Raw genomic sequence first — 22901 nt, forward strand, 5'->3', positions numbered from 1 at the left:
GGGATGGGAGATCACCCGCGGTGGTCGGCCGTGCTCGACGACCTCGAGCGCTGGCTGGACGACGCCGAGCGGACGCTGTCGACGATCGGGCCGGAGCCCTCGCGCGGGGTCGAGCCGGCCGGAGCCGCGTCGAGCCCGCCCGCGCCCCCGCTGCCCTGGGCGCCGCCCACGGGGCTGGGGCCGATGCCGGCCGCTCTGTCGGACCGCGCCTCCTCGGTGCTCTCTCGCCAGTCGGCGCTCGTCGCCCGACTCGTGGAGGCGCGTTCCGCGGTGCAGCAGCAGCTCGGCGCCGTCCGCCGGGTCGAGGCCTCGCACGAGCCCGGTCGGCCCGTGTACCTCGACGCCCTCGGCTGACGCCTCGCCGCACGGCGTGCGAGGGGCCGGCGTCCATGCCGCCACGTTCTCGACACGCCGCCACGCGATCCGGTGGCGGGGTGCGGAGTCGGTGGCGGCGTGCGCGGGGCAGGAGGCGCGGGTCAGCCCCAGGGGATGACGCCGACCACGATCGCCACGGCCAGCATCACGAGCGACACGATCGCCGCACGCCACAGCACCTTCTTGTGGTGGTCGCCGAGGTTCACGTTCGCGAGGCTGACGAGCAGCAGGATCGCCGGCACGAGCGGGCTCTGCAGGTGCACCGGCTGACCGACCACCGACGCCCGAGCCATCTCGACCGGGTCGATGCCGAACGCCGCGCCGCTCTGCGCCAGCACGGGCAGGATGCCGAAGTAGAAGGCGTCGTTGCTCATGAAGAAGGTGAGCGGCAGGCTCAGCACTCCGGTGATCACCGCGAGGTACGGGCCCATCGAGGTGGGGATCACGTCGACCAGCCACTGCGCCATCGCGTCGACCATGCCGGTGCCGTTCAGCACGCCGATCAGCACGCCGGCGGCGAAGACCATCGAGACGACTCCGACGATGCTCGGCGCGTGCGCCACGATCTCGGCCGACTGCTCCTTCACGCGGGGGAAGTTCACCAGCAGCGCGATCGCCGTGCCGACCATGAAGACGTAGGCGAGCGGGAACAGGTCGGCCACCAGCAGCACCATCACGGCGACGGTCAGCACGAGGTTGAACCAGATCATCTTCGGGCGGAGCGTCGGGCGGTCGGGGTCGAGCATCGTGTCGGCCAGGGTCGCGCCGCCGGGGGTGCCGTTCTCGTTGCCGCCGTAGGCCGCCGCGCCCGCACCGGCGCCAACGCCAGCGCCGGCGGGGTTGTCGACCGCGCGCTCGCCGGGTGCGTCGGCGCGGCTGCCGTCGGCCCGTCCGCCCCGCACTCCGAGGGCGACCGTCGGGCTGGTGAACATCGAGACGCCGACCCCGGGGATGCCGGTGCCGCCGCCGCGCGAGGCGGTCGCGAGCTCCTGCGAGAGCGGCGACATCGCAGCCGCCGCGGCCCCGAGGCGCGAGTCGCCGATCTCGAGTGTGCCGAGGCGGCGGCGCTCGCGCAGCCCCATCAGCCATGCGAAGACGAAGACCAGCACGAGGCCGGCGATCAGCGACGGCACGAGGGGCACGAAGATGTCGCTCGGCTGCACGCCGAGGGCCGCCGCCGCACGGACGGTCGGGCCGCCCCACGGCACGATGTTCAGAGTCCCGTTGGCGAGACCGGCGACGCAGGTCAGCACCACGGGGCTCATGCCGAGCTTGAGATAGATGGGCAGCATGGCCGCGGTCGTCACGATGAACGTGGTCGAGCCGTCGCCGTCGAGCGAGACCGCCCCGGCGAGCAGCGCCGTGCCGAGCACGACCTTCGCGGGGTCGTTGCCGGTCACCCGCAGGATGAGCCGCACCAGCGGATCGAACAGCCCGACGTCGATCATCAGACCGAAGTACATGATCGCGAACATCAGCAGTGCGGCCGTCGGGGCCAGATCGCCGATCGCCTCGATGACCATGTCGCCGATGCCGAGACCCGCGCCGGCGAAGAGCCCGAAGATGGTCGGCACCATGATCAGGGCCAGCATCGGCGACAGCTTCTTGGTCATGATCAGCGCCATGAAGGTCAGCACCATGAGGTAACCGAGTACGACGAGCATCCGAACTCCTTCGTCCGTGAGCGGCACCGTGGGGGAGCCGAGCGTGTCCGGGCACGCTAGCCGCGCCTCCTCGGTCGCGTCGCGCTTCTGCGCATTCGCCGACTATCGCGCGTTGGTCGTGTTCTGCGCGTTCTGCTCACGCGCGCGGGAGTGCGTAGCGGGGGTGGGGCGGGTTCGTGTCATCGGGGGCGGGTCAGCGCTGACCCGCCGCCGATGACGGGAACCCGCCGAACCCGAGCGCCGCAACGCGAGCAGCGTGGGCAGGGATCGCAGGAGGCGCGGGTCGCCCCGACCGCGCCCGGTACCCTGGCCGACGTGACCGACGACAGCTCACGCCCGCGCTCGCGGCCCGGCGCCCGCCTCCGCCTCCGCCCCCGCCGGTTCGCCACCGAGGTGCTGCTGCTGCAGCTCGCCGTCGTCACCGCCATCGTCGTGCTCACCAGCGCCGTGTTCGCTGCGATCGCCGTGCAGCGCCTGGCCCGCGAGGCCGAGTCGACGGCGCTCGCCGTGGCGCAGAGCGTCGCCTCCGACACCGATGTGCGGGCCGAGGTCGCGGCCCTCAGCGTCGACGGCACGCCGATCGACGAGGGCGCCCTCGCCGCGGGCGACCTGCAGCGCACGGCGGTCGCGGCCCAGCTGCGCACCGGAGCGCTCTTCGTCGTCATCACCGACGACCGCGGCGTCCGTCTGGCGCACCCCGACCCGACGCGCATCGGCGAGCGGGTCAGCACGAGCCCGGACGCGGCGCTCCGCGGGGAGGAGGTCGTCTCGTGGGAGCGCGGCACGCTCGGCGAGTCGGCCCGCGCCAAGGTGCCGATCGTGGCGCCCACCGCGGACGACCCGCGATCCGGTGCAGGAGGCGCGGGCTCGGCAGGCGGATCGGCCGACGTCCCGGGCGGGGCCGGCGCTCCGACCGGGTCAGGCGACGCCGGGTCCGCGCGCGTCGCCGACGCCGCCGACGTGGTGGGCGAGGTCAGCGTCGGCTACGCCCCCGCGCGCGTCTACGAGACGCTCGCGCGCGACAGCCTGCCCGTGATCGGCGTCGCCCTGCTCGCCCTGGCGATCGGCGTCGTCGCCTCCGTGCTCATCCGTCGGCGCCTCGACCGGCTGACCCTGGGGCTCCAGCCCGAGGAGCTCGCCGCCCTCGTGCAGAACCAGCAGGCCGTGCTCGGCGGTGTCGCCGAGGGAGTGCTCGCGGTCTCGCGCGACGGGGTGGTGACGGTCTGCAATGATCTGGCACCGCGCCTCCTCGGCCTGGCGCCCGGCCCGGTGGTGGGACGACGCGTCGACTCGCTGGAGCTGCCGGGCATGCTCGTCGAGATGCTGGTCGGCACGTCGCCGGACGGCCGAGGAGGCGCGGGCCGGGCCCCGCAGACCGGCCCCGGCCCCGGCCCCGCCGACACCACGCTGGTCGTCGGGCCGCACGTGCTGCTCGTCGACGTGCGCGCGGTCTCGCACGACGGCGTCGACCTCGGACGCGTGGCGGTGCTGCGCGACCGGACCGACGTCGAGGCGCTGACCCGCCGCCTCGACGCGGTGGGCGCGATGACCACCGCGCTGCGCGCCCAGCGGCACGAGTTCGCCAACCGGCTGCACGCCGTGTCCGGGCTGCTCGAGCTCGGTCGCACCGAGCAGGCGCGGGGCTACCTCGCCGACGTGCTCGACCACGGTCCGCTGCGCTACCCGGTCGCCCACGCGGATCGGCTGACCGAGCCGTATCTGCAGGCGTTCCTCGGGGCGAAGGGGGTCGAGGCCGCCGAGCGCGGGGTGCTGCTGAAGCTCGGCCCCGAGACGCTCGTGTCGGGCACGGTCGTCGAGGCCGGCGACGTCACCACGGTGCTCGGCAACCTCGTCGACAACGCCGTGCGCGCCGCGGTCGCCGGCGACGTCAGCCCCGCGTGGATCGAGGTCGAGGTGCTCGACGACGGCACCGACCTGCACCTGTCGGTGATGGACTCGGGCCGCGGCGTCGCCGACGCGGACGCGCTGTTCGAGCGGGCGGCGGGCGGCTCGGACGCCGGTGGCGGGGCAGCGTCGCTCCCGCCCGACGGTGCGGTCGACCCGGACGACCCCTCGCGCGTGCACGGGCTCGGCTTCGGTCTGCCGCTCTCGCGCGACATCGCCCGGCGGCGCGGCGGCGACGTCTGGCTCGGCTCGCCCGGCGGCGACGGCCACGGTGCCGTGTTCTGCGCGCGTCTGGCCGACGCCGTCCAGCCGCCCGCGCCTCCTGAGAGGATCGACCCGTGACCACCCCCGACCTGACCGTGCTCGTCGTCGACGACGACTTCTACGTGGCCGAGCTGCACCGGCGGCAGGTCGACGAGGTGCCGGGGTTCCGCGCGCTGGCGCCCGTCGGCACGGTCGCCGAGATGCGCCGCGTGCTCGCCGAGACCCCCGTCGACCTGCTGCTGCTCGACGTGCACCTGCCCGACGGGAGCGGCCTCGACCTGCTGCGCGAGGTCGACGTCGACGCGTTCGTGCTCAGCGCGGCCTCCGACGGGGAGACCGTGCGGCGCGCGCTGCGGCGCGGGGTCGTCGGCTATCTGATCAAGCCGTTCGGCTCGGGTGTGCTCGCCGACCGGCTCCGGGCCTATCAGCGCTATCGCAACGTGCTCGACGACCGGGGGAGCGTCGACCAGGAGGCCCTCGAGCGCGCACTCCGCATCCTGCACTCGGGCGACGCGGCGAAGGCGGCGTCGCCGTCGCGGTCGGCGACGGAGCAGTCGGTGCTCGAGCAGTTCGCGGTGCCGGGTGCGGGTGCTGGTGGGGGTGCTGCGGGTGCCGGTGTCGGTGCGGGTGCCGGTGCGGGTTCCGGTGCCGGTGCGGGTGCGGGCGCCGGTGGGGGCTCGGACGGAGAGCTCTCCGCCGCCGACGTCGCTGCTCGGGTCGGTGTGTCGAGGGCGACCGCGCAGCGGTACCTCGCCGCGCTCGCCGCCGACGGCCTCGTCACGATGAGGCTGAGCTACGGAGCGACCGGCCGCCCCGAGCACCGCTACTCCCGCGCCTGACGCGCGCCGCGCCTCCTCCCGCCCCCCGGCTCGTCGAGGTGACGCAAACGGGGCGGTCGTGGCCTCCCAAGGCCCCGTTCGCGTCACCTCGATGCTGCTGCTGCGCGTCTGACGGGCGCCGCGCCTCCTCGGCTCGCCTCCCCCCCGCTCGTCGAAGTGACGCAAACGGGGTGGTCGCGGCCTCGGAGGGGCCCGCTTGCGTCACTTCGATGCTGCTGCTGCGCGTCTGAGGTGCGCCGCGCCTCCCCGGCTCGCCCCCCCGCTCGTCGAGGTGACGCAAAGGGGGCGGTCGCGAGCTCGGAGGGGCCCGTTCGCGTCACTTCGACGCACCCCCCAGTACGGGGTGGGGGCTTACGGCGCGGCTCCCGACGTCGATAGAGCGACGTGAGCACGGATCGCTCGCCCACCCGGCCACGGATCGGCCCCCGCCCGACGCACGCAGCAGCACGCACGCAGCACGCAACACGCAGCAGCACGCAGCACGCACGCAGCAGCAGCAGCACGCACAGGGCACCTCGAACCTCCCCGGGACGGCCATGCCACTCGAATCCGTGACGCAAGCGGCGCTGCAGAGCGCCCTCGACGGTCTGTCGCTGCGCCAGAAGTCGATCGCGAACAACATCGCCAACGTGAACACGCCCGGCTACCAGGCCAAGCGCGTGCAGTTCGAGGAGGCGCTGGGCCGGTCGGTCGCGGAGGGCGGCGGGGCGGTCCAGGCGACCACGGCCCGCTCCCTCGAGCCGACGCGCACCGACGGCAGCAACGTGAACCTCGACACCGAGACGCTGTCGAACGTCGACACCGTGCTGCGGTACCAGTTCGCGACGCAGGCGATGAACTCCGAGCTGACGGCCGTGCGCGCCGCGTTCAGGACGAGCTGATGACCGCCTTCGACGCGATCGGCATCGCGAGCACCGGCCTGACCGTGCACCGCAAGTGGCTCGACGCCGTCTCGGACAACATCGCCAACGCGAACACGGTCAAGTCGATGGACGACACCGCGTTCCAGGCCCGCTACATCGAGGTGCAGGAGGGCGACGGCACCTCGGGCGTCTTCGTCAGAGCCGACCGCTACGGCAGCGAGGCCGGGCGCGTCACGTACTCGCCCGACCACCCGCTCGCCGACGCCGAGGGCTACGTGCGCATGCCCGACATCGACCTCGGCGCCCAGATGGGCGACCTGATCATGGCGCAGCGCGGCTACCAGGCCAACGCCGCTGTCGTCGACCGTGCCAAGACGGCCTACGAGGCCGCACTCCAGATCGGACGTGGCTGATGCCCCTCTCGGCGATCCAGGCTCTCGGAGCCGTCCAACCGTCCGGCTACGCCGACGCCGCCTCGCTGCTGCAGGGGGCCGGTGGCGCGTCGGGTGCCGCGGGCGCGCTCGACGCGACCGGACGAGGAGGCGCGACCAGCGCCTCCGGGGCGACCTTCGGCGCGTCGATGGCCGGTGCCGTCGAGGGCCTCCAGCAGATGCAGGGCGAGGCCAAGACCCTCGCCGTGAAGGCCGTGACCGGCGATCTGACCGACATCCACGATGCGACCATCGCGGCGACCCGCGCCCAGGTCACCCTCGAGCTCGTCAGCGCCGTCCGCAACAAGGGCGTCGACGCCTTCAACGAGATCATGAGGATGCAGGCCTGATGCCCACCGCCGTCAAGAACTCGCTCGACCGGATGCGCGCGACCCTCGCGGGCTTCTCGATCGCGCAGAAGACCATCGCGGTCATCCTGCTCGCCGCCCTCGTGCTCGGCGTCGTCGCGCTGTCCGCGTGGCTGTCGAAGCCGACCTACACGCCGCTGTTCAGCGGCGTCGACCCGGCCGACGCGAGCGCCATCGTCGAGCAGCTGCAGGCCGACGGGGTGCCGTACGAGCTGACCGCCGGCGGCAACACGATCCTCGTGCCCGAGGAGCACGTCTACCAGGAGCGCCTCACCGCCGCGGCCGCCGGTCTGCCCTCGACCGCCGGCACCGGCGGCTACACGCTGCTCGACACGATGGGTGTCACGTCGTCGGAGTTCCAGCAGGACGTCACCTACAAGCGCGCCATCGAGGGCGAGCTCGCCAACACCATCAAGGCGATGGAGGGCGTGAAGAACGCGACCGTGCAGCTCGCCATCCCCGAGGAGACCGTGTTCGTCGCCGAGCAGCGCGACCCCACGGCGTCGGTGTTCGTCGAGACGCAGGCGGGGGTCTCGCTCACCACGAAGCAGGTGCAGGCGATCGTCAACCTGACCAGCGCCTCCGTCGAGGGCATGACCCCGACCGGCGTGGCCGTCACCGACTCGACCGGCGCGGTGCTCTCCGAGGTCGGCACCGGGGCGACGGGAGGAGGCGCGGGCGAGGCCGGCGAGTACGAGACGAAGGTGCAGACGGCCGTGCAGACCATGCTCGACAAGGTCGTCGGCGTCGGCAACTCGTCGGTCGTGGTCGCGGCTCAGCTCGACCAGAACTCGGGCACGCGCGTCACCGAGTCGTTCACCGAGCCCGAGAGCGGACCCCTCGCGCTGAACGAGTCGAGCACCACCGAGCAGTACGGCCCGGACGGCGCCGGCACCGGCACCACCGGGGTGCTCGGCCCCGACAACATCGCCGTGCCCGCGGGCGGCGACGGCGAGGCCGCGACGGCCGACGGCGCCGCGGGCGACGGGTACGTCAACGAGTCGGCGACGAAGAACAACGCGGTCGACAAGGTCACCGAGACGATGAGCGTGCCGTCGGGCACGGTGGCCCGCCAGACGGTGTCCGTCGCGCTGAACGCGACGGCCGCGCAGGGCGTCAACATGCAGAGCATCCGCGACCTGGTCGACAGCGCGGCCGGGATCGACGGCGCCCGCGGCGACACCGTCGACGTGGCCATGGTCGACTTCGACACCTCGGCCGCCGCCGCCGCGCAGGAGGCGCTCGCCGCCGCCGACGCCGCCGCCGCGACGGAGGCGATGTGGTCGACGATCCGCACCGCGAGCATCGTCGGGTTCGTCGCGCTCGCGGCCATCGTCGCGCTCATCGTCTTCGCCCGTCGGAGCCGCCGTCAGGCCCGGGAGGACGTCGACCTCGGCGAGCTCGCGTCCGCGAACGCAGCCCAGACCTGGGATGCGACCATGCGTCTCGACCTGGACGCCGCCTCCGGACGCTCCATGCTCGGCGCAGACGACACGGCGACGCAGATGCTGCCCACGGTCGACGCCCCCGAGCCGTCGCCCGAGGTGCTGTCGGCCGAGCGCCGCCGCGCCGAGGTGGACGCGCTCGCCGAACGCGACCCGGCCAAGACGGCCGAGCTGCTGCGCGGCCTGATGGACCAGCGGAGCGGACTGTGACCGACCTCGTCGTGCCCTTCGCCGCCACCCCGCAGGCGCCGACCGCCCTGACGGGGCCGCAGAAGGTCGCCGTCATCCTGATGCAGATGGACCAGAGCCGCGCCGCGACCGTCATGCAGCAGTTCAGCGAGGACGAGGCGGCGGAGATCACGACGGAGATCGTGCGGATGCGCCGGGTCGACGCCGCCGTCGCCGAGTCGACCGTGGCCGAGTTCCACGAGCTGAGCGTGTCGGGTCAGCACCAGCCGCGCGGCGGACACGACGTCGCGATCGGTCTGCTCGAGGCATCGTTCGGGTCGGAGCGCGCGGCCGGCGTCATGGAGCGGCTCGCGTCGAACATGGCCCGCAAGACGTTCGAGTTCCTCGACGAGGCCGACCCCGGTCAGGTCGTCGCTCTGCTCGACGGCGAACTGCCGCAGACCATCGCCCTCGTGCTCGCCCATGTGCGTCCGCCCCAGGCGTCGGCCGTGCTCGCGGGGCTCGACCTCGACGTCCGAGCCGACGTCGCGCAGGCGATCGCCACCATGGGCACCGCCACGCCCGAGGCCGTCGGGATCGTCGCGGCGACGCTCAAGATCCGGGCCGGGGCCGTCGTGGCTCCGCGCGACCAGATCGAGGTCGTCGGCGGCATCCAGCCCCTCGTCGAGATCATCAACCGCAGCGACAGCGCGACCGAGCGGGCGCTGCTCGACGGTCTCGACGCCCGCGACCCCGAGCTGGCCGAGGAGGTCAGGTCGCGGATGCTCACCTTCGAGGACATCGTTCGGCTCGAGACGCGTGACATCCAGCAGGTGCTGCGCGGCATCGACGCGGCCGTGCTCGCCCTGGCGATGAAGGGCGCGCCGTCGGCCGTGACCGAGGTCATCCGCGGCAACGTGTCGGCCCGCAACGCCGAGCTGCTCGACGACGAGCTGGCCTCGCTCGGACCGGTGCGCCGGTCGCAGGTCGAGGAGGCGCGGGCCGAGGTCGTCCGCGCCATCCGCGAACTCGAGGCGCTCGGCTCGATCACCGTGCACCGCGCCGACGACGACGCCCTGGTCGAGTAGCCCGGCCGCGCGCTCTCGGCTGGGGTGGTGCGTGTGCAAATCGCGACTGTTTGGGCGCTGAGACGGCTTTTTGGGGAGTGGAGCGGCGTTCCGCCGCGGTTTTGTCGGGTTCGGTACGCCGGAGGCTGGTCGGAGCGGTCGCGATTTGCACACGAGGGGTAGGCGGCGGTCGCGATTCGCGCACACGCACCAGCACCCCCTCCGCAGCCCCCACCGCGGCCCCCCTTCGGGGCAGCTCCTAACGCCGGCCCGCTCCCGGTCGAGAGTCGCAGCTGAGCACGGATCGCTCACCTCACCCCGGCCACGGATCGGCCGTCGTCCTCGAACGCCGAACGGCCCGTGATGCTCGATCCCGTGATGAACCCCCCGGCCTCCGCGCCGGGCTCCGTCGCGCGTGTCGTGTATCCGACCATCGCCGGTCCGGGGTCCGACCGCGCCGCCGCCCGCGACGCCGACGACGTGCGCGCCGAGGCCCGGGGCCACGCCGCCGGGTACGCCGCGGGTCTCCGCGCCGCCGAGCTCGAACTCGCCGCCCGCCGTGCCGCCCTCGAGGCCGAGCACGCCGAGCTGCACGAGCGGCTCATGGCGCACGGCATCGCCGCGGCGGACATCCTGGTCACGGCTGCGAGGGCGCTGGACGCCCGCGTGGTCCAATCGGTCTCCGACGCCGAGGAGGTGCTGGTCGCCACCGCATTCGACCTCGCGGAGGCGGTGGTCGGCTACGAACTCCGCGCCTCCGAGCCCTCGGCGGACGAGCCCTCGGTGGACGAGCCCGCGACCCCCGGCGACCCCGACCCCCGGGCCGGACGCACCGCCCGGGCCGCCGTCGCGCGCGCCCTCGTCGGAGCGGACGGGAGCGTCGTGACCACCCTCCGGCTGCACCCTCTCGATCTGGCGCTCCTCGACGAGTCGACCCGCGCCTCCTCGGCTCCGGGGGTCGTCTTCGCCGCGGATCCGTCGCTCGGGCGGGGCGACGCCGAAGCCGATCTGCCGGCCGGGCTGATCGACGCCCGTCTCGACACGGCGCTCGCCCGCGCGCGACAGGCTCTGCTGGGCGCGCCCGCGACCGTCACGGCGTCGACGACCGGAGCGGCCTCGTGACCGCGCCGACCGCCCTGGCGCCCGCCCCCGTCGCCCGCGTCGCCCCCGCACCCGCCCGAGTCGCCCAGACTCGCGTCGCCCCCGCACCCGCCCGAGTCGCCCAGACCCGCATCGCCGCCGCCCGCGCCGCCGCCCGCCCGCAGCGCGTCGGCCGGGTCAGCACCGCCGTCGGTCTCGGCATCACGATCGTCGGTCTCGACGCCGCGGTCGGCGACGTCGTCAGCGTCGGCGACGCGACCGACGGTTCGAACCTCGCCGAGGTCGTCGCGACGACGCCCGACGGCGTCCGCTGCATGCCGCTCGGCAGGCTCGCCGGGATCACCTCGGGCACTCCGGCGCGCTCGACCGGGCGCCCGCTGCTCGTCCCGACCGGTGCGGGGCTGTTCGGCCGCGTGCTCGACGGCCTCGGTCGTCCGATCGACGGCAGGGGTCCGCTGGTCGGCCCGGGCGGCGGCCCCGTCGATCTCGTGCCGCTCGACCACGCGACGCCCTCCGCGATGCACCGGGCGCGCATCGACACGCCGCTGCAGCTCGGCGTCCGCGTGCTCGACACGCTGACGACCGTGGGTCGCGGTCAGCGCGTGGGGCTGTTCGCCGGGTCGGGCGTCGGCAAGTCGTCGCTGCTGTCGATGATCGCGCGCGGCTCCGACGCGGAGGTCAGCGTGATCGCCCTCGTCGGCGAGCGCGGCAGGGAGGTGCGCGAGTTCCTCGAGGACGACCTCGGCCCCGAGGGTCTCGCCCGCTCTATCGTCGTCGTCTCGACCAGCGACGAGCCCGCCCTCATGCGTCTGCGCGCGGCCTTCGTCGCGACGCGCATCGCCGAGTCGTTCCGTGACTCGGGCTCCGACGTGATGCTGATGATGGACTCGCTGACGCGCGTCGCGATGGCGCAGCGCGAGATCGGCCTGTCGGTGGGCGAGCCCCCGGCGACGCGCGGCTACCCGCCGTCGACGTTCTCGGTGCTCGCCGGGCTGCTCGAGCGAGCCGGCACCGATCGGGTCGGCTCGGTGACGGGCATGTACACGGTGCTGGTCGACGGCGACGACCACAACGAGCCGATCGCCGACGCGGCCCGCAGCATCCTCGACGGTCACGTCGTGCTCGACCGGAAGCTGGCCGTGACCGGGCACTTCCCGTCGGTCGACGCGCTCGGCTCGGTGTCGCGCGTGGCGTCGAAGGTGACGAGTCCGCCGCAGCGCGCCGCCGCGACGGTGCTGCGCAAGGTGATGGCCGCGCGTCGGGCGGCCCAGGATCTGCTCGACGTCGGCGCCTATCAGCGCGGGGCGAACCCGCTGGTCGATGCGGCCGTCGACAACCAGGCGGCCATCGACGCGTTCCTGCAGCAGGGCATGGACGAGCGGTCGACGTCGGCCGACTCGTGGAACCGCCTCGCGCAGCTGACCTCCCGGCTCGGGGGTGCCTGATGGCGCGCGTCTTCTCGCTGATCGGGCTGCTCCGACTGCGGCATGCCCAGCAGGGTCAGGCGGCGGCGACGTTGGCCGATGCGAACGAGCGGCTGCGCGAGGCGTCCGACCGTCGCATGGCGGCGCGTCGCACCCTCGATGACGGCCCGGTCGAGGTCTCCGACGCCGCGATGCTCAGTGCGATCGCGGCCTCGCGGGCGTCGACGCGGGGGATGCTCTCCGAGCTCGACGCCGTCGCCGAGCGTCGTCGTGCTGAGGCCGACGAGGCGCAGCGGGCCTTCAACGAGGCGCGCCGTGCCGCCCTGGCGCTCGAGAAGCTCGAGGCGCAGCACGCCGCGACGACCGCCGCCGACGATCTCCGGGCCGAGCAGACCGTGCTCGACGAGATCGCATCGCAGAGCCGAGGAGGCGCGACATGAGTCCCGTGAGCGAGGTCCTGTCCCGGATCGACGACATCAGATCGCAGCTGGAGCAGGTCCGTGCGGGCCGTGCGGGTCTGATCGACGCGACCGGCGCCTCCGGGTCGTCGGCCGATCGGGCCGCGTCGGCGTCGGCGTTCGCGTCGGCGCTGTCGGCGACCGGTTCGACGCTCGGCTCCGCGGGGTCGGCTGCGGCGGCTGCGGCCGCCCTCGGTCTGACCGGTGCGGGTGCGGCGGGTCCGTCGGCGACGGGTGCCGGGACGGCTGGGGCGGCTGGCGCGACCACCGCCTCCGTCGACGCCGTGAAGGGAGCCGTAGCGTCGGGCAGCGGGGCCTCCGGGGCCGATGTGGTCTCGGGTGCCGAGAAGTACCTCGGGGTGCCGTACGTCTTCGGGGGAGAGGACCGCAGCGGGATGGACTGCTCGGGCCTCGTGCAGACCGTGTTCAAGGAGCTCGGTGTCGCGATGCCGCGCGTCGTGCCCGACCAGGCGCGGATGGGTGCCGAGGTCGGCTCGCTCGCCGAGGCGCGGCCGGGCGACCTGCTCGTGGCGAAGGGCGAGGGGCACATCGTGATCTACGTCGGGGACGGCAAGGTGCTGCACGCGCCTCGCCCCGGCAAGGACGTCCAGATCGTGAACAACTGGTACAGCGACGCCGACCTGTCGACGATCCGTCGCGTGGTCCCGGCGACCGGGTCGGCGGGTGCGGTGTCGGCCGGAGCTGCGGGGCTCGGTGCGGCGGGGTTCGGTGCGCCGGTGTTCGCCGGTACCGACATGACGACCGCGGCGCTGCAGCAGCTCATGCGGGCTGGGGGTGCCTCGTGAGCGGTCTGCGCACCCTGCCGTTCGTGGCGGCACCCGTCGATGGTGCGGCGTCGAGTCGTGCGCGCGCCGGAGTCTCCGCCGCGGGCCGGGCGACCGCCGTCGTGTTCGAAGCGGCGATGCTCTCGGCCGGTGCTGCGGATGCCGCCGAAGCTGCAGGTGCCTCGTCATCCGACGCGCCCTCCGCCGGAACGACCCGAGGAGGCGCGACCCCCGACCGCCCGGACGTCGCCAGTCCCCGCCGCCCGGACGGCGCGACCCCCGACGCCCCGGCTCCAGACCTCGCCGTGCCTACCCCGCCGATCCCACCGACCGTCGTCCCCGCCCCCGCCGCCGCCCCCGCCGCGGTCTTGCCCGCTGCCCTCGTGTCTGCGCCGTCCGTGCCGGAAGCATCGTCGACTTCGGCTATTACGTATGCAGGCGTAACGCCTCCGCCCGCGGGCGCCGCACCCACCGCGGTTTCGGCAGCTGCCCTCGTGTCTGCGCCGCCCGCGCCGGGAGCATCATCGACATCAACATCGGCCAGTACGCAGGCAGGCGTAGTAGCTGATCTCACCGACACCTCGGCTCCCGGAGCGCCCGCCGCGGCCCCGGCAGCTGCCCTCGTGTCCGCGTCGCCCGCTCCGGGAACATCCTCGATGTCGGCTATTACGCAAGCAGGCGTAACAGCGGATCTCGCCGGCACCCTTGCCCCGGGAGCGCTCGCCGCGGTCGCCACCGCTCCGACTGCCTCCGTCGCCGCGCCTCCTCTCGCCGGGGCCGCTACGCATGCAGGCGTAATAGCCGACGCGAGCGCACCTTCGGCCCCGGCCCCGGCCCCGACCTCGGTCTCGTCGACCACCGACCCCGTCGCGGGCCCTGCAGCACTCGGGGCGTCGACCTCGCCTGCCGCCGCACCCGCGACGCCGCCTGCCACCGCACCCGCGACGCCGTCCGCCGCCGCACCCGCGACGCCGCCCGGCGCCGCACCGATGACGACGCCCGCCCCCGCCGACGCATCTCCCTCCCCGTCGCTCGGCGCACCCGTGTCGCTCAAGGCGGCTGCGGACTCGTCGGAAGTCGCACCTCCTGCCTCCTCCACGCCTTCGCCCGCGGCCGCGACCGCGACCGGGTCCGCGCAGGCCGCCGCCCTGCCTCCGGCGCTCCCCTCCGCGATGCCCGCGCCGGCGACGCCCGGGCCCGGCACGGCGACCGCTCCGGCGCAGACCCCCGCCGCCCCGCAGACCCCCGCCCCGCTCGGCCAGCAGCTCGCCCGCCCCCTGTTCTCGCTCGCCTCGGCAGGCCGCGGCACCCACACGGTGACGGTGACCGTCGCCCCCGAGGCGCTCGGCCCCGTCACGGTGCGAGCCCACGTGTCGTCCGCCGGGATGCAGGTCGAGATGTTCGCCGGCTCCGACGCGGCGCGCGACGCCGTGCGGGCGATCATCCCCGATCTCCGACGCGACATGGGAGGCGCGGGTCTTCAGGTCGGCATCGACCTGTCGAGCCAGAACCAGCCCTCCGACGCGCGCACCCAGAGCACCGGGGCGCAGCCCGGCCAGTCCGGCCAATCGGGCCAGCCCGGCGACCCCGGCCAGCCCGGTCGATCGGGCACCCCCGGCCAGCCCGGCGACACATCCACCCCCGGCACCCGCCGCCCCGCGGTCGACGCCCTCGACCCGACCGACGCCCTCGACCCGACCGCCGCGGTCGACCCGACCCGCACCTCCCTCCCTTCGACGTCCCTCGACGTCCTGGCCTGAACGGACTCCGCCATGCCCTCGATCGACCAGATCAGCGGAAGCGTCGACGCCGCGAGCGCCGCCGCGGCCCTCGCGAACTCGAACGCCGCGTCGCGCACCCCGAAGCAGAGCATGGACAGCGAGATGTTCATGCAGCTGCTCGTCTCGCAGCTCAAGAACCAGGATCCGTCGTCGCCGATGGACACGAACGCCATGATCGGCCAGACGACCCAGCTCGCGATGATGGAGCAGATCACCAACCAGACCACGACGGCGACCGAGGGTTTCTCGCTGCAGATGCGCATCGCCGCGTCGAACCTCGTCGGTCGCGAGGTCAGCTACACGGGCGCCGACGGCAAGCCCGTCACCGGCACGGCGACCAGCGTCTCGTTCGCCGACGCCGTCCCCCGGGTCACGGTCGCCGGGAAGGAGGTCGCGTTGGATCTCATCTCCGGCATCTCCGCGACGACCTCGCCCTGACCCGCCTCACGCCCTGACCCGCTTCACGCCCTCGGCCCGCCTCACGCGCTCGGCCCCCCTCACGCTCTCGACCCCCTCTTCTCCTCTCGAAAGGCAGCACTCATGCTCCGCTCGCTGTACTCCGGCATCTCCGGCCTCCGCTCGCACCAGACCATGCTCGACGTCACGGGCAACAACATCGCCAACGTCAACACCTCGGGCTTCAAGGCGTCGACCACGCAGTTCCAGGACACGCTGTCGCAGATGACCCAGGGCGCCGGCGGCCCGCAGACCGGCGTCGGCGGCACCAACCCGGCGCAGGTCGGTCTCGGCGTGCAGGTCGCGGGCATCTCGACGAACTTCGCGCAGGGCTCGGCGCAGGCCACCGGCAAGGCCACCGACCTGATGATCTCGGGTGACGGCTTCTTCGTCACGCGGCTCGGCAACGACACCGTCTACACGCGCGCCGGGTCGTTCGACTTCGACGCCCAGGGGCGTCTGACCTCGGCCGACGGCAAGCTCGTCCAGGGCTACTCGGCCACGAACGGCGTCGTGAACGAAGGAGGCGCGGTGGGCGACATCACGCTGCCCCTGAACGGCGCCGCACCCGCCGTCCAGACGACGACGGCGACCCTCGGCGGCAACCTGCCCTCGGACACCGCGATCGGCGGCGTCGTCCGTCGCGACACGAAGGTCTACGACGCGGCCGGCAACGAGAGCACCCTCTCGCTGACCTTCACGCGCACCGCGCAGGGCTGGGCCGTCGAGGGCCAGAACGGCACGGCTCGGGGCACGGCGACGCTCGGTTTCACGGCGACCGGCGGCTCGACCGGCAACACGGCGCTCACCGTCGGCGGCGTCTCCGTCGCCCTCGGCGGCATCACCGGCTTCGCCACGCTCAACACCGTCGGCGTCACCGACCAGAACGGCCGGGAGGCCGGCACGCTGCAGGGCTTCTCGCTCTCGAAGGACGGCACGCTCGTCGGCCAGTTCAGCAACGGCGAGTCGCTGGCCGTCGGTCGCATCGCGCTCGCCACGTTCGCCAACGCCGGCGGTCTCGAGAAGGCCGGCGGGTCGGGCTACCGCGCGACGGCGAACTCGGGCGACGCTCGCATCGGCGCTCCCGGCTCGCCCGGAGTCGGCTCGCTCGCCAGCGGCACGCTCGAGATGAGCAACGTCGACCTGTCGCAGGAGTTCACCAACCTGATCGTCGCGCAGCGCGGCTTCCAGGCGAACGCCCGCATCATCACCACCTCCGACGAGGTGCTGCAGGAGCTGACGAACCTCAAGCGCTGACGCCTCAGCCGGTGCCGGCCCCGCCACGGGTGCCGGCGCCGGCACCAGGCCGACCGCCTCGGCGACTCGACATTCGCTCCGCGGCCAGCCCGCGCCTCCTCGGGCCCCGTCGCGGACCCCAGTTCTGGTCACAACGGGGCGGGCGGCCTCATCGGGGGGTGCCGTGTCCTCATTTCCGAGGACACGCTGAGGGCATGGCCCCCGACCCGACCCGCCCGTCGACGAGCGACGCCGACCGCACGGATCCGCCGCTCGACACAGCCGGCACAGCCGATACAGCCGACGCAGCCGACGCAGCCGACGCAGCCGAGACAGTCGACACCGTCGACACCGAGACGGTCCGCTTCGACCGCGACCTCGTGCGGTCGGGCTCGGGGCAGCGGTACATCGCCGAAGACTGGATGCCCGTGCACCGGCGTCGAGACGGCAGCGTGCTGGTCGCCACGGCGCGGCGTCCGACCCCCGACCGGCAGGCGGATCTCGAGGCCGAGCTCGGCGCCCCCGTGGAGTTCCGGGTGGCCTCGACCTGGGGCATCAAGGACGCGACGCTGCGGGTCTTCGACGACATCGTCGCCGACAGCGCGGCCAACGACCTGTACCGGGCGAACCCGGCGCTCTCGGCCCGCGTGGTGTTCTCGCGCGGTCAGAAGATCGGCGGGGCGGTGCTCGGGGTAGTGATGCTCGCGGCGGCCGTGCTCGCTCCGGCCGTCGTGGCCAGCACGCTGATCGCGATCGTCAGCGTGGTGTTCCTCCTCGGCACCGGCTTCAAGTTCGTCGTCGCGATGCGGGGCGCCCGGTTCGACGTGGTCGAGCGGATCACCGACGCCGAGGTCGCCGCGCTCGACGACGCCGACCTGCCGCGGTACACCGTGCTCGTGCCGGTGTTCCGTGAGGCGAACATCGTGGCGCAGCTGATCGACAACCTCGGCGGGCTCGACTACCCGCTCGAGAAGCTCGAGGTGCTCATCCTCATCGAGGAGGAGGACGACGCCACCCGCGACGCGATCGCCGCCGCCGACCCGCCGGCGCACTTCCACGTCGTCACCGTGCCGAAGGGGCACCCGCAGACGAAGCCGCGCGCCTGCAACGTCGGTCTCTATCTCGCGTCGGGCGAGTTCCTCGTGATCTACGACGCGGAGGACACCCCCGACCCGGATCAGTTGAAGAAGGCCGTCATCGCCTTCGAGCGCGGCGGCGAGCGCACCGTCTGCGTCCAGGCGGCGCTCAGCTACTTCAACGCCACCGAGAACGCGCTGACCCGCATGTTCACGCTCGAGTACAGCTACTGGTTCGACTACATGCTGGCCGGGCTCGACCACGCCGACCTGCCCATCCCGCTCGGCGGCACGTCGAACCACTTCCGCACCGAGGCTCTCGTCGGGCTCGGCGGCTGGGATCCGTACAACGTCACCGAAGACGCCGACCTGGGGATCCGCGCGAGCGCCCTGGGCTACCGCGTGGGCGTCATCAACTCGACGACGATGGAGGAGGCCAACACCTCCATCCCGAACTTCGTGCGTCAGCGCAGCCGGTGGATCAAGGGCTACATGCAGACCACGCTCGTGCACGCGCGCCGGCCGCTGCGGCTGATCCGTCAGATCGGGCTCGTCCGCTTCGCGTCGTTCGCGCTGCTGATCGGCGGCACCCCGGCGACGTTCCTGGGCGTGCTGCCCTCGTACGTCGGCACCGTCGTCGCGCTGCTGCTGCCGTCGGACTGGCTGGCGGCGGTGTTCCCCGCCTGGGTGCTCTGGATCTGCCTGTTCAACTTCGTCATCGGCAACGGGATCATGGTCTACCTCTCGATGATGGGCCCCTACAAGCGGGGCACCTTCCACCTGATCCACTGGGCGCTGCTCAACCCCGTCTACTGGATCCTCCACTCCGTCGCGTCGTACAAGGCGCTGGCCCAGCTGCTGACCCGACCGCACTACTGGGAGAAGACCGAGCATGGCCTCACCACGCACTCGTCCTGAGGTCGACGAGCACGGCACGGGACCCGCAGGAGGCGCGGCGACGGCAGACGGGGTCGCTCCGGTCGCCGAGGCGGTCGCGACCGCCGCCCCGACCCGCGCCTCCTCGGTGGACCTCGGGCTGACGCTGCCGCCGCTGCGGCGACCCGCCGCGGTGCAGCGACCCGCCCCGCAGCAGCGACCTGAGCCGCAGCAGCGATCCGTCCCGCTGCAGCGACCGGTCCCGGTGCAGCGACCCGCGCCTCCTGCGGCATCGGTCGGGCGACCGCGCGGCACGGCCCGCGCCCTCGCGTTGCGCGAGCTCGTCCAGGAGCGCCGCCTCGCGTCGGTGCTCGCCGGCATGACGCACTCGGCGTTCCCACGCACCCTCGCCGGGCGCACCGCGATGCGGCTGCTGCTGGCGGCGCCCTTCGTGATCGTCGCGGTGCTGCTCGAGGTCGGGGGAGTGTCCGAATCCGTGTCGGCGAACGTCCTGCTCGTGGCCCGGACCGCGACCGTCGACTGGACGGGGTCGGGGGCCGCCTGGCTGGGCGACACGTTCCCGCCCATCACGGGTGTGGTCGCGGCGATCACCCCGGGAGGCGCGTTCGGCCTGTCGATCGTGGGAGCCCTCTGCGCCGGCGTCGTCGTGCACGCCATGATCGAGCTGATGGTGCAGCGGGGCTTCCACGCGTCGACCGTCACGGCGCTGACGCTCGCCCTCGTCGCGAACCCGCTGTTCTTCTTCCTGGCGACCGAGAACCTGCCGGCGTTCCTCGGCATCGCGTTCTTCGGGCTCGCGATGACCGACGTCGTCCGGTTCGTGACGTACCGCAACACGCAGTCCGGGTTCCGGGCCGGCATCCTGCTGATGCTCGCGACACTCACCGACCCCAACGGGCTGCTCTACGCGACGGCCGCGGTGCTGACGGTGCCGTTCCTGACGCACGGGCGGCATCAGGTCGGCGTGCACCGGGCGCATGCGCTGGTGCTGGTGTTCCCGACGCTGTCGGCGCTCGCCGCCCTGATGTTCGTGCAGTGGAGCTTCGGCGGCGACCCCCTCGGGGCGTTCCGCAGCGTGCTCGACTACGACGCCTCGCGCTGGCCGATCTTCTGGTCGCTGTTCACGACGCCGTTCGGCCTGCTGCTGCTCGCACCCGTGGCCAGCGCATGGTTGATGACCACCGTGGTGCGGCGCCTCGCGGGAGGTGTGGTCGGGACGCTCCTGCTGGCGGCGGTGCTGCTCGGATTCGTGATCGGCACGGTCCCGATGAACTCGGCGGGCAACACCTTCGTGCTCGTGACCCTGGCCGCGATCGCCCTCGTGCCGCCGTCGACCACGGTGCCGCGGATCGCCTTGGCCAACGTGATGGCGCTGCTCCAGCTGACGATCGCCATCGCCGCGGCCCTGCAGCGCGACGTGGTCGTGCAGTGGATGGACACCGTGCTGAGGTCGCTCGGCCTGACGTGACCGGGGTGATGCGCTCGGACTGATGCGCTCGGGGCGATGAGGCCGGCCGGTCGAGCTCGGCGGCTCACGTGCGGCCCAGGTACCGCCCCTGCTTGTGGTTGAGGGCGAGCACGAGGTTCAGCACGACCGCGCCGAGAGCCGAGAGCAGCACGACCCAGGGCGACGCGACGATCAGCGACAGGGCGACGATGACGACGTCGACGGCCATCTGGACGTATCCGGCCCGCCAGCCGAGTCGCTCCTGCAGCACGAGGGCGAGGATGTTGATGCCGCCGAGGCTCGCGCCGTGGCGGAAGAGGATGAGCAGGCCGACGCCGACGATCAGGTTGCCGCCGAGGGTGCCGTAGACCGGGTTGAGGCTGTCGATCCGGAAGGCGAGGGGGTGCAGGTACGAGAACGCCGAGACGAGGGCGACGGTCAGGGTCGTGCGGAGGGTGAAGGCGAGGCCCTTCTTCCACAGGGCGAGGGCGAAGAACGGGATGTTGACGGCGAAGAACAGCACGCCGAACGAGATGTGGGTGGCGTAGCTGAGCAGCAGGGCCAGCCCGGCGGTGCCGCCGGACACCGATCCGCTCTCCTTGAGCAGATACAGCCCGAACGAGGCGAGGAACACCCCGGTCACGACGCCCATCACGTTCTCGACGAGGGTGTGCCGGTTGGCGTCGACGGTCGCGATGGTCTCGGTGAGGGCCGGGTCGTCGACGAGCGGGGTCGCCGTGTCGGGAGACAGCGCGGCGTCCAGCCCTGTCGAGTCGGGCGTCGAGTAGACGGGCGAGCCGGTCGAGTCGGTCGAGTCGGACGGGCCGTTCGTGGCAGCCCGGTCGGTCGAGCCGGTCGAGGGGGAGGCGGTGGTGGGGGAGGAGGGCCGGGCGACAGGGGTGGCGTCGCGCGTGCCGTCGTTCGCGGGGGTATCGGTCACCGGAGCATCCTGCCAGCCCGGTGTTACGCGCTCGTGTCGCCGGCACCCACCCCGCGCATCGAAGTGACCTATCCGGGGCCCTCCCACCTCGCGAAGGCCCCGAACGAGTCACTTCGATCCCGCGCCGGCGGGCGGGCCTCGTCCGCCGTCAGCCATGGTCTTGACTAAACCCTCGATCTCGGTGACCGTGAGGTCGCGTCGCCCCCGCTGCAGGGCTTCTGCGTCCACTTCGCGCTCCGGGGCCGCCTTCTCATAGGCCGCGACGCGAGCCGCGTCTCGTTCGTCACCCAGTCCGAGGGGCAGGTGGCCGATATCTGACAGAATCCCGGAGGCGCCCCACGGCGCTCGCAAGGAAGGAACCCCCATCGAAGCCACCATCAAGTCGCAGGTCGACCAGGTCTGGAACGCCTTCTGGTCGGGCGGCATCGCGAACCCGCTGAATGCGATCGAGCAGATGACCTACCTGCTCTTCATCCGTCGGCTCGACGAGGTGCACACCCGCGAGGAGAACCGGTCCAACGCGACGGGCAAGCCGATGCGGACCAGGGTCTTCCCGGAGGGCAGCGACTACACGGCTCGTCGGCCGCGGCCTTATGACGACTTGCGTTGGTCGCGCTTCAAGAACTTCACGGCGGCCGAGATGTTCGACGTCGTCGAGCAGAACGTCTTCCCGTTCATTCGTCGCCTCGGTGATGAGGGCTCGTCATTCGCGGCGAACATGGCGGATGCGCGGTTCGGCATCCCGACGCCCGCACTGCTGTCGAAGGTGGTCGACCTGCTCGACCACATCCCGATGGAGGCGCGCGACACCAAGGGCGACATCTACGAGTACATGCTGAGCAAGCTCGCGACCTCCGGTCAGAACGGGCAGTTCCGCACCTCGCGGCACATCATCCAGCTGATGGTCGACATGATCGCGCCGGGCCCCACAGACACGATCATCGACCCGGCAGCGGGCACCGCGGGGTTCCTCGTCGCGGCGGCGGAGTATCTCGGCGAACAACATCCCGAGATCTACAACGACTCAACAGCGATGGCGCACTTCAATCACTCGGCCTTCACGGGCTTCGACTCCGATGCGTCGATGTCGCGCATCGGGAGCATGAACATGCTGCTGCACGGGGTCGAGAACCCGGTCATCGAGCGGCGTGACAGCCTCGCCCAGGGGCATTCGGACGTGGAGAAGCGCTACTCGGTCGTCCTCGCCAACCCGCCCTTCGCAGGCAGCCTCGACTACGAGTCCACCGCCACCGATTTGCTGTCGATGGTGAAGACGAAGAAGACGGAGCTTTTGTTCCTGGCACTGATGCTGCGTCTGCTGAAGAACGGCGGACGAGCGGCCGTCATCGTGCCTGATGGAGTCTTGTTCGGATCGTCGAAGGCACACAAGGACATCCGCAAGATGCTCGTCGAAGACCACAAGCTCGACGCCGTGGTGAAGCTGCCGAGCGGTACCTTCAAGCCCTACACCGGGGTGTCGACGGCGATCCTGTTCTTCACGAAGACGAGCTCGGGTGGTACAGAAAACGTCTGGTTCTACGACGTCCGCGCAGACGGCTTCACGCTCGACGACAAGCGCACTCCGATCGAGGCGAACGACCTGCCCGACGCGCTCGCGCGCTGGAAGACGATCGGCGACTCGAACTCGCCAGAGCGCGAGCGCCGCCGCACGGCGCAGTCCTTCTTCGTGCCCCACGACGAGATCGTCGCCGAGGGATACGACCTCAGCATCAATCGCTATCGCGAGGTCGAGCATGAGGAGGCGGTGCACCGGTCCCCGGAAGAGATCCTCGCCGATCTCGAAATACTCGAGCGTGAAATCGCCGACGGACTTGCATCTCTCCGGGACCACTCATGACAACTCGGAGTTTGGGAGACATCCTCGCGCCCGCAAAAGTACGTCGACTCGGT

The 22901-nt window shown here is 72.5% G+C and carries 21 protein-coding genes; 18 read left to right on the plus strand and 3 right to left on the minus strand.

The annotated features are described in order from the left end of the window. Positions 1 to 3: 3 nt before the first annotated feature. Positions 4 to 354 carry a hypothetical protein gene (locus SOM11_RS05170; protein WP_320477415.1) on the plus strand — a complete coding sequence of 117 codons (351 nt, stop codon included), beginning with the start codon at positions 4 to 6 and terminating at the stop codon, positions 352 to 354. Between the two features lie 122 nt (positions 355 to 476). Here SOM11_RS05170 and SOM11_RS05175 read toward each other — a convergent pair whose 3' ends face one another. Further along, positions 477 to 2039: a CitMHS family transporter gene (locus tag SOM11_RS05175; protein ID WP_320477416.1), complete on the minus strand. Its 1563-nt coding sequence runs from the start codon at positions 2037 to 2039 to the stop codon at positions 477 to 479. 315 nt (positions 2040 to 2354) lie between these two features. Here SOM11_RS05175 and SOM11_RS05180 point away from each other — a divergent pair, with 315 nt between their 5' ends. The 16 genes from SOM11_RS05180 (at position 2355) to SOM11_RS05255 (ending at position 20071) form a co-directional block, all read left to right on the plus strand. Further along, the gene (locus SOM11_RS05180) at positions 2355 to 4286 is read left to right on the plus strand and encodes a sensor histidine kinase (protein WP_320477417.1); all 1932 of its coding nucleotides are present in this window, start codon (positions 2355 to 2357) and stop codon (positions 4284 to 4286) included. Beyond that, positions 4283 to 5047, plus strand: a complete 765-nt coding sequence (locus tag SOM11_RS05185) for a response regulator (RefSeq protein WP_320477418.1) — start codon at positions 4283 to 4285, stop codon at positions 5045 to 5047. The genes SOM11_RS05180 and SOM11_RS05185 overlap by 4 nt, the downstream gene beginning before the upstream one ends. Before the next feature lie 536 nt (positions 5048 to 5583). Next, positions 5584 to 5928 (plus strand): flagellar basal body rod protein FlgB, encoded by a 345-nt coding sequence (locus SOM11_RS05190; protein ID WP_192060997.1) that lies wholly within the window; start codon positions 5584 to 5586, stop codon positions 5926 to 5928. Next, positions 5928 to 6323, plus strand: a complete 396-nt coding sequence (locus SOM11_RS05195) for a flagellar basal body rod protein FlgC (protein WP_192060998.1) — start codon at positions 5928 to 5930, stop codon at positions 6321 to 6323. The genes SOM11_RS05190 and SOM11_RS05195 overlap by 1 nt, the downstream gene beginning before the upstream one ends. Continuing rightward, complete coding sequence (gene fliE / locus SOM11_RS05200; RefSeq protein ID WP_192060999.1) at positions 6323 to 6691, plus strand: flagellar hook-basal body complex protein FliE; 369 nt, start codon at positions 6323 to 6325, stop codon at positions 6689 to 6691. Before SOM11_RS05195 ends, fliE begins: the two co-directional genes overlap by 1 nt. After that, the gene (gene fliF, locus SOM11_RS05205) at positions 6691 to 8364 is read left to right on the plus strand and encodes a flagellar basal-body MS-ring/collar protein FliF (RefSeq protein ID WP_320477419.1); all 1674 of its coding nucleotides are present in this window, start codon (positions 6691 to 6693) and stop codon (positions 8362 to 8364) included. Before fliE ends, fliF begins: the two co-directional genes overlap by 1 nt. Then, positions 8361 to 9410, plus strand: coding sequence for a flagellar motor switch protein FliG (gene fliG, locus SOM11_RS05210; protein WP_320477420.1), 1050 nt, complete (start codon positions 8361 to 8363; stop codon positions 9408 to 9410). The genes fliF and fliG overlap by 4 nt, the downstream gene beginning before the upstream one ends. A 354-nt stretch (positions 9411 to 9764) precedes the next feature. Continuing rightward, positions 9765 to 10511, plus strand: a complete 747-nt coding sequence (locus tag SOM11_RS05215; RefSeq protein WP_320477421.1) for a hypothetical protein — start codon at positions 9765 to 9767, stop codon at positions 10509 to 10511. Between the two features lie 110 nt (positions 10512 to 10621). Beyond that, a complete protein-coding gene (locus tag SOM11_RS05220) occupies positions 10622 to 11935 on the plus strand; it encodes a FliI/YscN family ATPase (protein WP_320477559.1) in 1314 nt (437 codons plus the stop codon). Beyond that, positions 11935 to 12354, plus strand: coding sequence for a hypothetical protein (locus SOM11_RS05225; RefSeq protein ID WP_192061002.1), 420 nt, complete (start codon positions 11935 to 11937; stop codon positions 12352 to 12354). The genes SOM11_RS05220 and SOM11_RS05225 overlap by 1 nt, the downstream gene beginning before the upstream one ends. After that, positions 12351 to 13178 carry a C40 family peptidase gene (locus SOM11_RS05230; RefSeq protein ID WP_320477422.1) on the plus strand — a complete coding sequence of 276 codons (828 nt, stop codon included), beginning with the start codon at positions 12351 to 12353 and terminating at the stop codon, positions 13176 to 13178. Before SOM11_RS05225 ends, SOM11_RS05230 begins: the two co-directional genes overlap by 4 nt. 968 nt (positions 13179 to 14146) lie before the next feature. Then, positions 14147 to 14917 (plus strand): flagellar hook-length control protein FliK, encoded by a 771-nt coding sequence (locus tag SOM11_RS05235; protein ID WP_320477423.1) that lies wholly within the window; start codon positions 14147 to 14149, stop codon positions 14915 to 14917. Positions 14918 to 14929: 12 nt separating this feature from the next. Continuing rightward, positions 14930 to 15376 carry a flagellar hook assembly protein FlgD gene (locus tag SOM11_RS05240; protein ID WP_243215751.1) on the plus strand — a complete coding sequence of 149 codons (447 nt, stop codon included), beginning with the start codon at positions 14930 to 14932 and terminating at the stop codon, positions 15374 to 15376. A gap of 102 nt (positions 15377 to 15478) precedes the next feature. Then, entirely contained in the window at positions 15479 to 16651 is a 1173-nt protein-coding gene (locus SOM11_RS05245; RefSeq protein ID WP_320477424.1) for a flagellar hook protein FlgE, read from the plus strand. 194 nt (positions 16652 to 16845) lie between these two features. Then, entirely contained in the window at positions 16846 to 18624 is a 1779-nt protein-coding gene (locus tag SOM11_RS05250) for a glycosyltransferase family 2 protein (protein WP_320477425.1), read from the plus strand. Continuing rightward, on the plus strand, positions 18599 to 20071 hold the full coding sequence (locus SOM11_RS05255; protein ID WP_320477426.1) for a hypothetical protein: 1473 nt from the start codon (positions 18599 to 18601) through the stop codon (positions 20069 to 20071). The genes SOM11_RS05250 and SOM11_RS05255 overlap by 26 nt, the downstream gene beginning before the upstream one ends. 64 nt (positions 20072 to 20135) lie before the next feature. On the opposite strand, the gene SOM11_RS05260 is transcribed toward SOM11_RS05255, so the two are convergent. Beyond that, entirely contained in the window at positions 20136 to 20990 is an 855-nt protein-coding gene (locus SOM11_RS05260; RefSeq protein ID WP_320477427.1) for a YitT family protein, read from the minus strand. A 108-nt stretch (positions 20991 to 21098) separates the two neighbouring features. Further along, positions 21099 to 21416, minus strand: a complete 318-nt coding sequence (locus SOM11_RS05265) for a hypothetical protein (protein WP_320477428.1) — start codon at positions 21414 to 21416, stop codon at positions 21099 to 21101. Between SOM11_RS05265 and SOM11_RS05270 the strand changes: the two genes are divergently transcribed. Then, on the plus strand, positions 21367 to 22848 hold the full coding sequence (locus SOM11_RS05270; RefSeq protein WP_320477560.1) for a class I SAM-dependent DNA methyltransferase: 1482 nt from the start codon (positions 21367 to 21369) through the stop codon (positions 22846 to 22848). The genes SOM11_RS05265 and SOM11_RS05270 overlap by 50 nt on opposite strands. Positions 22849 to 22901 lie beyond the last annotated feature (53 nt).

It is taken from the genome of Frigoribacterium sp. CFBP9029 (assembly GCF_034045305.1).
GTDB lineage: Bacteria > Actinomycetota > Actinomycetes > Actinomycetales > Microbacteriaceae > Frigoribacterium.